Annotated in this window: 8 protein-coding genes and 1 tRNA gene; 2 read left to right on the top strand and 7 right to left on the bottom strand. The window is 71.6% G+C overall.

The annotated features are described in order from the left end of the window. Positions 1-227, bottom strand: a 227-nt coding sequence (locus G6030_RS12940) for a helix-turn-helix domain-containing protein (protein ID WP_182643402.1), incomplete at its 3' end; no start/stop codon positions are given. A 136-nt stretch (positions 228-363) separates the two neighbouring features. Here G6030_RS12940 and G6030_RS12945 point away from each other — a divergent pair. Beyond that, positions 364-1,524: an acyl-CoA dehydrogenase family protein gene (locus G6030_RS12945; RefSeq protein ID WP_347238662.1), complete on the top strand. Its 1,161-nt coding sequence runs from the start codon at positions 364-366 to the stop codon at positions 1,522-1,524. On the opposite strand, the gene G6030_RS12950 is transcribed toward G6030_RS12945, so the two are convergent. After that, positions 1,521-2,720 (bottom strand): FAD-dependent oxidoreductase, encoded by a 1,200-nt coding sequence (locus G6030_RS12950; protein WP_182643403.1) that lies wholly within the window; start codon positions 2,718-2,720, stop codon positions 1,521-1,523. The genes G6030_RS12945 and G6030_RS12950 overlap by 4 nt on opposite strands. Further along, positions 2,692-3,432, bottom strand: a complete 741-nt coding sequence (locus G6030_RS12955) for a helix-turn-helix domain-containing protein (protein ID WP_182643404.1) — start codon at positions 3,430-3,432, stop codon at positions 2,692-2,694. The genes G6030_RS12950 and G6030_RS12955 overlap by 29 nt, the downstream gene beginning before the upstream one ends. Before the next feature lie 158 nt (positions 3,433-3,590). On the opposite strand from G6030_RS12955, the gene G6030_RS12960 reads away from it, so the two are divergent. After that, on the top strand, positions 3,591-4,421 hold the full coding sequence (locus tag G6030_RS12960) for a class I SAM-dependent methyltransferase (protein WP_182643405.1): 831 nt from the start codon (positions 3,591-3,593) through the stop codon (positions 4,419-4,421). Between the two features lie 70 nt (positions 4,422-4,491). On the opposite strand, the gene G6030_RS12965 is transcribed toward G6030_RS12960, so the two are convergent. The 4 genes from G6030_RS12965 to G6030_RS12980 all read right to left on the bottom strand — a co-directional run bounded on the left by G6030_RS12965 (position 4,492) and on the right by G6030_RS12980 (position 8,338). Beyond that, positions 4,492-5,274: an enoyl-CoA hydratase-related protein gene (locus G6030_RS12965; RefSeq protein ID WP_182643409.1), complete on the bottom strand. Its 783-nt coding sequence runs from the start codon at positions 5,272-5,274 to the stop codon at positions 4,492-4,494. Positions 5,275-5,343: 69 nt separating this feature from the next. Next, a complete protein-coding gene (locus G6030_RS12970; protein WP_182643406.1) occupies positions 5,344-6,813 on the bottom strand; it encodes an aldehyde dehydrogenase in 1,470 nt (489 codons plus the stop codon). 184 nt (positions 6,814-6,997) lie between these two features. After that, complete coding sequence (locus tag G6030_RS12975; protein WP_182643407.1) at positions 6,998-8,095, bottom strand: NAD(P)-dependent alcohol dehydrogenase; 1,098 nt, start codon at positions 8,093-8,095, stop codon at positions 6,998-7,000. Between the two features lie 166 nt (positions 8,096-8,261). Further along, a tRNA-Met gene (locus G6030_RS12980) sits at positions 8,262-8,338 on the bottom strand. Between the last annotated feature and the right edge of the window lie 35 nt (positions 8,339-8,373).

The following is an 8,373-nucleotide window of genomic DNA, read 5'->3' on the forward strand; positions in this document are numbered from 1 at the left end:
TCCTTGGTGCCGAAATGGTGCTGGATCAACCCGATGGTCACGCCGACCTCGGCGGCGACGCGGCGCATGGAGACCCGGTCCTCGCCGTGGTCCGAGTACAGCTCGAGGGCGGCGTACCGGATCCGCGCGCGGGCGGTGATGTCGCCGTCGGCGGAGCGCGGCGAACCGGCGTCGACCGTCCGCGCACCGTCGCCCGACCCGGGGCCCGCTGCACCCACCTCGCCCATCACGCACACCTCTCGCCGCGACGTGCGGCGCCCGAGGCGACCGCCGGAATGACGACCATACACGTGCATGCCATGCAGTTGTATGGTGGTGCTCGTCAAGGCCACACCGGCCCCCGCCTCACCCTGGAGTCGCCCCGTGTTAGAGCCCGCCCCCTTCCGTTCCCCGTGGATGACCGACGATCTGGACGCCCTGCGCTCGCACACGCGGGCGTTCCTGGAGAAGGAGACCGCCCCGCACCTCGAGCGGTGGGCCGAGCAGGGCGCGGTGGATCGCGAGTTCTGGAACAAGGCCGGCGACGCGGGTCTGCTGTGCATCTCGATCCCCGAGGAGTACGGGGGCGGCGGCGGGTCGTTCGCCCACGAGGCCGTCATCGCGGAGGAGCAGACCCGGGCGCTGGACGACGGCTGGGGCAACTCGGTCCACAGCACGATCGTCGCCCATTACATCCTCCAGTACGGCACTGAGGAGCAGAAGCAGCGTTGGCTGCCCAGGCTCGCGACCGGCGAGATGGTGGGTGCCATCGCCATGACCGAGCCCGGCGCCGGGTCGGACCTGCAGGCACTGCGCACCACGGCCACGCGCGACGGCGACGACTTCGTGGTCAACGGCTCCAAGACGTTCATCTCCAACGGCATGCACTGCGACCTGCTCGTCATCGTGGCGCGCACGGGCGGCGAGGGCGCGCAGGGCCTGTCCCTGCTGGTGGCCGAGACGCCCGGGCTGGAGGGCTTCAACCGCGGCCGCAAGCTCGACAAGATCGGCCTGAAGTACCAGGACACGATGGAGCTGTTCTTCGACGACATGCGCGTGCCGGCGGGCAACATCCTGGGAGGCGAGGAGCAGGAGGGGCAGGGCTTCATCCAGCTCATGCAGCAGCTCCCGCAGGAGCGCCTCATCATCGCGGTGACCGCGGTCGCGGCCGCCGAGACCGCCGTGCGCCTGGCGACCGACTACGCCAAGGAGCGTGAGGCGTTCGGCAAGCCGATCCTCAAGTTCCAGAACCTGCGCTTCGAGCTGGCCGAGTGCAAGACCGAGGCGTTGGCCGCCCGAACCCTGCTCGACCACTGCATCGGGCTCCACCTGAAGGGCGAGCTCGACCCGGCCACCGCCTCCATGGCCAAGTACTTCTGCACGGACAAGCAGTGCGAGATCATCGACCGCTGCCTGCAGGTCTTCGGCGGCTACGGGTTCATGACCGAGTACCCGATCGCCCGCATGTACGCCTCGGCGCGCGTGCAGAAGATCTACGGCGGAACCAACGAGATCATGAAGGAGCTCATCTCCCGGACCCTCTAGGACGCGGCGACCTCGAGCTCCGCGACGATCTGCCGCACGGCGTCACGGCCCGCCCGGTTGGCCCCCACGGTCGACTGGGACGGGCCGTACCCGATGAGGAACAGTCTCGGCTCGTCGAGCGCCCGCCCGTCGCGGACGCGGATCCCGCCCTCCGGCGTCCGCAGCCCGAGCGGGGCGAGGTGGGCGACCGCGGGCCGGAAGCCGGTGGCCCACAGGATGACGTCCGCGGGCTCGAGGCGACCATCCGGCATCCGCACCCCGTCGGGCTCGATGCGGGTGAACATCGGGTGGCGCACGAGGACGCCGCGCGCGTCGGCGCGGTCGATCCACGGGGCGCGGTACATGCCGGTGACGCGGATGACGCTCTCCGGCGGCAGCCCCCTCGCCGTGCGCTCGGCGACGCGGTCGATCGCGGCGGAGAAGTTCTCCGGGGGCGGCCCGGTCTCCCACTCGATCTCCCGCCGCGTGACCCACAGGGTGTCGGCGACGAGCGAGATCTCCTCGAGTAGCTGCGTCGCCGAGATGCCGGCTCCGACGATCACGACGCGCTGCCCGGCGAACTCGTCGGCCGAGACGTAGTCGTGGACGTGGAGTTGTCGCCCGCGGAAGGTCTCCTGTCCGGGGTAGTACGGCCAGAACGGCCGCGTCCACGTGCCGGTGGCGTTGATGACGTAGCGGGCCGCCCAGGCCCGGGGGGTGTCGGCGCGGGGGCCGTCGGTGAGGGGGTCGTCGGCGCGGGGGGCGCCGGTCGGTTCGGTGACGACGACGAGGTGGTCTCCGGCCGGGTCGTCCCGCCCGGGGACCGGTCTGCGTACCGAGCGGACGCGGACCGGCCGCCGGACGTCGAGGTCGTGGCGGGCCTCGTAGTCGGCGAAGTAGCGGGGCAGGATCTCGCGGCTGGGCGTGTCCGGGTCGACGTCGGGGACGGGGTGGTCCGGGAGAGCGAAGATCCCGTTGACCGTGCGCATGGTGAGCGATTCCCAGCGGTGCTGCCACGCGCCGCCCGGGGCCTCGTCGGCGTCGAGCAGGACGTAGGTGCGGGCGCTCCGGTCCTCCGCGGGTGCCCGGCCGGCCGGGACGAAGCCACGGCGTCGCAGGTGGTATCCGGCGGACAGACCGGCCTGCCCGGCTCCGATGACGAGCACGTCCACAGAGCGCGCTGTCGTGTCAGGGCGTTCCCCCGGCGGTTGGTCCATGGGCCCATTCTGGGCCGACGGCCGGTTCCGGTGCGGGGGTGTCCGGTCGCGGCACCCCGGCGAAGGCCATCGCGCCGACCCATTCGGGGATCCGGGCCGTGACGGCGCGGGGCCCGTCCAACGCGACGGCCGCCGTCCGGATCGCTTCGCGCCACGCCAGGTCGCCGCGCCAGATCGCCACCATCGTCCGCAGACTGGAGCGCACGGTGGCGTCCGCCTCGTATCCCGGGTCGACGTCGCACACGTCCACCTCGTCGCCGCTGACGACGAGCCACCATCGGGATCTCGCCGGCCGGACGTCGTCCAGGACGAAGAGCAGGACGGTACGACCGCGGGGCCACAGACTCACCGGCACGGTGCGGCGAATGTCCCAGAAGAGCAGGTGCGGATCGAGGTCCCGCTCCCCCAGTGCGCCGACCCAACGCATCCCCCACTCCCCGAGCGCCTCCACCACCGGACGCAACTCCTCGCCGCTCGCGGTGAGCCGGTAGGAGCTGCGGGGTCCGTTCTCCTCGCGGCGGACGATCCCCGCCCGCTCGAGGGTCTGCAGCCGTTTCGACAACAGGGCGGGCGACATCCTGGGGTTCCCACGGCGGATCTCATTGAAGTGGGTGCTGCCCGCGAGCATCTCGCGCACCACGAGGAGGGTCCAGCGTTCGTCCAGCAGTTCCATGGCCTTGGCCACGGGACAGAACTGTCCGTATCCGGTCATGGCTCATTCCACCCCCTACCAGTAGACCGCGCCTCGGCGGTCGGCACCAGTACTGATTCGGGATCGCGGCCGGTTCAGATCCGGAACTGGAGGCCGCCTCCGGCCCGGCGGAGGATCGAGGCGTCCCACCACACGACACCTCACCCGAGGAGGCAGTCATGACACACGACACGCTGACCGACACGGCGGATGCCCGCGTCAAGGCCAGACACCGAGCGATGTGGGCGTCGGGTGACTACCCCGAGGTCGCCGACGTCGTCATCCCGGAGCTGGGCCCGCGCGTGGTCGCCGCCGCCGGTATCGGACCCGGGGACCGCGTGATCGACATCGCCGCCGGCTCCGGCAACGCCTCGCTGCCCGCCGCCCGAACGGGGGCGACGGTCGTCGCCACCGATCTGACCCCGGAGCTGCTCGACGCGGGACGCGCCCGGGCCGAGGCCGAGGGACTGGGGCTCGAATGGCGGGTCGCCGACGCCGAGTCGCTGCCGTTCGACGACGGGGCGTTCGATGCCGCGATCTCGACGGTGGGCATCATGTTCGCGCCTCATCACGCCACCGCGGCACGGGAGCTCCTCCGGGTGGTCCGTCCGGGCGGGCGTATCGCTCTGGCGAACTGGACGCCGACCGGTTTCATCGGTCGGATGTTCGCCACCATGAAGCCGTACGCGCCACCACCGCCCCCGGGCGCCCAGCCGCCGCCGCTGTGGGGCACTGCGGATCACGTCGCCGAGCTCTTCGGCACGGGCGTGCGGAACGTCTCCACCGCCACCGAGGGCCTCACCGTCGACTGCTTCCGTAGCGGCGAGGACTTCCGGGACTTCTTCAAGTCGGCCTACGGCCCGACGATCGCGGTGTACGCGGCGATCGCCGGCGAGCGCGGGGCGGTCCGGACCCTGGACTCGGAGCTGGCTGCCCTCGCCCGCTCCGCCGATCTCGGCGGGGGCCGCATGGAGTGGGAGTATCTCCTCTGGACGGGACTCCGGGTCTGACCCCGGCCCCCTCCCGCCGCCTCCGTCCGACTCCGGCCGGGGGCGACGGGCCGTTCTCGGGCCCCGCGGGTCAGGCCCCGTCCGGCAGCGTGGTGAAGTCGGGCCGCCGCCCCTCGGCGAACGCGGCCAGCGCCTCGGAGTTGGCGGGGCCGCCCATGAGGTCGGCGAAGCACTGGTTCTCCCGCTCGCGCGCCTCGGCGATCTGCTGGGCCAGGGGCTCGGTCATCGTGCGCTTGACCGCCCTGAGGCTGGAGATCGGCAGGCGGGCCAGTCGGGCCGCGTGCGAGTGCGCGGTCTCCTGCAGGTCCCCCGGCGCGCACAGTCGCCACACGAGGCCCATCTCGTGGGCCTCGCGGGCGCTGATCCACTCGGAGGACAGCAGCGCCCACGCGGCGTTCTGCCTGCCCACGAGCCTGGGGATGAGGTAGCTGGACGCGGCCTCGGGCGCGACCCCCAGGCTCGTGAACGGGCACTTGAGCCGGGCGTCGTCGGCCATGAACACCAGGTCGGCATACCCGATGATGGTCATGCCGATGCCGAGCCCGAGGCCGTTGATCGCGAGGAGCAGCGGCTTGTCGAACGCGGCGAGGGCATCGATGAGCCCGAGGAAGCCGTGCTCGCCGGGGACGAAGTCGGGGTCGGTGACCCGTTGCCCCATCTCGAGCAGGTCCGTTCCCGCGCTGAACGCCCTGCCCGCGCCCGTGAGTACGACGACCGCGACCGACGGGTCGGCGGCGGCGTCGCGCAGGGCGATGGTGACGGCGTCGTACAGCGCCTCGTTGAAGGCGTTGAGCGCGTCGGGCCGGGCCAGCGTCAAGGTGCGGACCCGGTCGACGTCGCGGATCGCGAGGATCTCACCCGACGCCTCACCGCCCGGCGAGGCGTGTCCGGTCGCGGAGTCGGTCTGATCGGTCACGGCGGCTCAGGCCCCGGCCACGGCGGGGCCCTCGAGGTACACGCTCTTGAGCTCTGTGTACTGGGCCAGCCCCTCGGGCCCGAACTCGCGTCCCACACCGGAGGCCTTGAACCCGCCGAAGGGGGCCGCGAAGTCCATCGTGTAGGTGTTCACACCGTAGGTGCCGGTACGCACCCGGCGGGCCACGTCCAACCCGGCCTCGCGGTCGGCGGACCACACCGTCCCGGCCAGGCCGTACTCGGAGTCGTTGGCGATGCGGACGGCATCGTCGACGTCGTCGTAGGCGATGACGGACAGGACGGGGCCGAAGATCTCCTCCTGGGCGATGCGCATCGAGTTGTCCACGCCCGCGAAGACGGTGGGGCGCACGTACCACCCGGTGTCCAGCCCGTCCGGGCGCCCGGGACCGCCGGCGAGCAGGGTCGCCCCCTCCTGCTGACCGATCTCGATGTAGGAGTTCACGCGCTCCTGCTGACGCCGGGCCACCATCGGGCCGATCTCGGTGGCGGGGTCGAGCGGGTCGCCCACGGTCATCGATCCGATCCCCTCGGCGAGCGCGGCGGCCACCTCGTCATGCCGCTCGCGGCTCACGAGCACACGGGTCTGCGCCACGCACGCCTGCCCGGAGTTCATCACGCCCACGAACTTCAAGCCCTCGACCACGGCCGTCACGTCGGCGTCGTCGAGGACGATCGCGGCGGACTTGCCGCCCAGCTCGAGCGAGCAGCGCTTGAGCTGTTCGCCGCAGATGGCGCCGATCTTCCGGCCCGCGGCGGTGGAGCCGGTGAAGGCCACCTTGTCGATCGCCGGGTGGCGCACCAGGTGTTCGCCCACCTCCCGGCCACCGGCGACGATGCTGACGACCCCCTCCGGCACCCCGGCCTCGATGAGCAGCTCCGCCAGCAGGTAGGTGTCCAGCGGGGTCTCGGGCGCCGGCTTGATGACGATCGTGCAGCCCGTGAGCAGGGCGGGGATGAGCTTGGACAGCACCGTGAACTGTGGCACGTTCCACGGCGGGATCGCCGCGACCACGCCGACCGGTTCGTGGCGCACGAGGACCTCGCCGCCGAGGGCGCCCGGGCGGGTCTCCTCCCAGGGGAACTCGCGGGCGATCTTGAGGAACGCCTCGATCTGCATCCACGGGGCCGGCGCCTGCGCGAGCTTGCTGAACGAGATCGGCGATCCCATCTCGGTGGAGATGACGGTCGCCATGTCGTCGAGTCGGGCGGCGTACAGCTCGGACAGTCGGGCGACGACCTCGATCCTCTCTTCCGGGCTCATGCGCGGCCAGGGCCCGTGGTCGAACGCCTCGCGCGCTGCGGCGACGGCGGCGTCCATGTCCGCCACCGACCCCTCGGGCACCCGCGCCACGACCTCCTCGGTATGGGGGCTGACCACCTCGATGACCGAGTCGGTGGCCGGCGAGCGCCACTGCGTCCCGATCAGCAGGGCATCGCGGTCGAGTGAGGTGGTCATGGAGATCTCCTGGGGGTCGGGGCCGACGTGGTGCCCGAACCGGACAGCCGAACAGACACGTGTCCACCATACGAGCGCGCGGGTCTCCGTGGGGTGGGAACGGCGCGGTGGCTACACGGCGCCGTGGGTTGAACGGCGCTGCGGGTTGAAAATGATGCAGTGGGTTGAGAAGGGTGCGGTGGGCTCAGAACACCAGGACGGGTTTGACCACCTCGCCCGCGGTGACGTCGGCGACGGCGGTGTTGATCTCGTCGAACCGGTACGTGGTGACGAGCTCGTCGAGAGGGAGGTCGCCGGCGGACTGCATCGCCAACAGCTCGGGGATCATCGTCTGCGGGTCCGAGTCGCCCTCGATGCAGCCGCGGACGATCTTGCCGTTCTGCATGAGATCGACCGCGTCGAGCTCGAGCCGGGACTCACCCAGGCCCACCACCACGAGCGTGCCGCGGGGCGCGAGGGCGCGGACCGCCTGCGCGATGACGCCCGGTACCGCGGTGGTGTCGACCCCGGCGGTGGCCCCGCCCGCCGTGAGCTCCCTGATCCTGTCCACGAACGCCCCGTCGGGCAGGTCGGTGGGGTTGACGCCGACCGCGCCGTAGCGGGCGGCGCGATCGAGCCGGGAGTCCTTGGTGTCGACCGCGACGATCGTCTCGACCCCGCGCGCGGACGCCGCGGCGACCGCGGCCAGACCGACAGCGCCCACGCCGTAGACGACGAGGCTCGACGCCGGGTCGGGGTCGATCGTGTTCAGCACGGCCCCGGCGCCCGTCTGGAAGCCGCAGCCGAACGGAGCGGCCACCGCGAGGTCGACGTCGGGGTCGATGACGACGACGTTGTCGGCGTTCCCGATCGCCAGCTCTGAGAAACTGGACTGCCCGAAGAACGACCCGGAGACGTCCGCGCCGTCGCGGTGGAGCGTCGTGCTGCCGTCCGTGCGGTAACCCATGTAGTTCAGTGCCATGGTCTGCTCGCAGTACCCGACCCCGCCGGAGCGGCAACGGTCGCACTCGCGGCACGAGCGGAAGCTCATCACCACGTGGTCCCCGACCGCGACGCCCTCGACCTCCGACCCCACCGCCTGCACGACGCCCGCGCCCTCGTGGCCGAAGACCCTGGGGAACATCTCCGCGGGGAGCATCTCCTTGATGGTCAGGTCCGTGTGGCACAGTCCGACGGCCTTGACGCGGACCAGGATCTCGTCCGGGCGGGGTTCGTCGATGTCGAGGTCGACGAGGCGGAACGGCTCCCCCGGCCCCTCGACGATGGCGGCGCGGGTCTTCATACCGGTGTCCTCCAGAGTCCGCATCGGGCCCGGCGGGTTCGACACCGGGCGGGCGTGCGGCGGTCGCCGACGCGGATCGGACACTAGCCCAGTGACCGCGCCCGACGGGGTTCCACCCGAAATGGGCTCAGGCCCGGCTCCCTGGGGGGAACCGGGCCTGAGTGCGTGGTAGCGGGGACAGGATTTGAACCTGCGACCTCTGGGTTATGAGCCCAGCGAGCTACCGAGCTGCTCCACCCCGCGTCGATCATCCGGGTGATCCCGGGTGATGTGAGACC

Source organism: Dietzia sp. E1, from assembly GCF_014145015.1.
Lineage (GTDB): Bacteria > Actinomycetota > Actinomycetes > Mycobacteriales > Mycobacteriaceae > Dietzia > Dietzia cinnamea_A.

Excerpts from the sequence above, each read along its gene's own strand:
- G6030_RS12975 (WP_182643407.1), bottom strand. The coding sequence starts at position 8,095 with ATGAAGACCCGCGCCGCCATCGTCGAGGGGCCGGGGGAGCCGTTCCGC.
- G6030_RS12960 (WP_182643405.1), top strand. The coding sequence starts at position 3,591 with ATGACACACGACACGCTGACCGACACGGCGGATGCCCGCGTCAAGGCC.
- G6030_RS12955 (WP_182643404.1), bottom strand. The coding sequence starts at position 3,432 with ATGACCGGATACGGACAGTTCTGTCCCGTGGCCAAGGCCATGGAACTG.
- G6030_RS12950 (WP_182643403.1), bottom strand. The coding sequence starts at position 2,720 with ATGGACCAACCGCCGGGGGAACGCCCTGACACGACAGCGCGCTCTGTG.
- G6030_RS12970 (WP_182643406.1), bottom strand. The coding sequence starts at position 6,813 with ATGACCACCTCACTCGACCGCGATGCCCTGCTGATCGGGACGCAGTGG.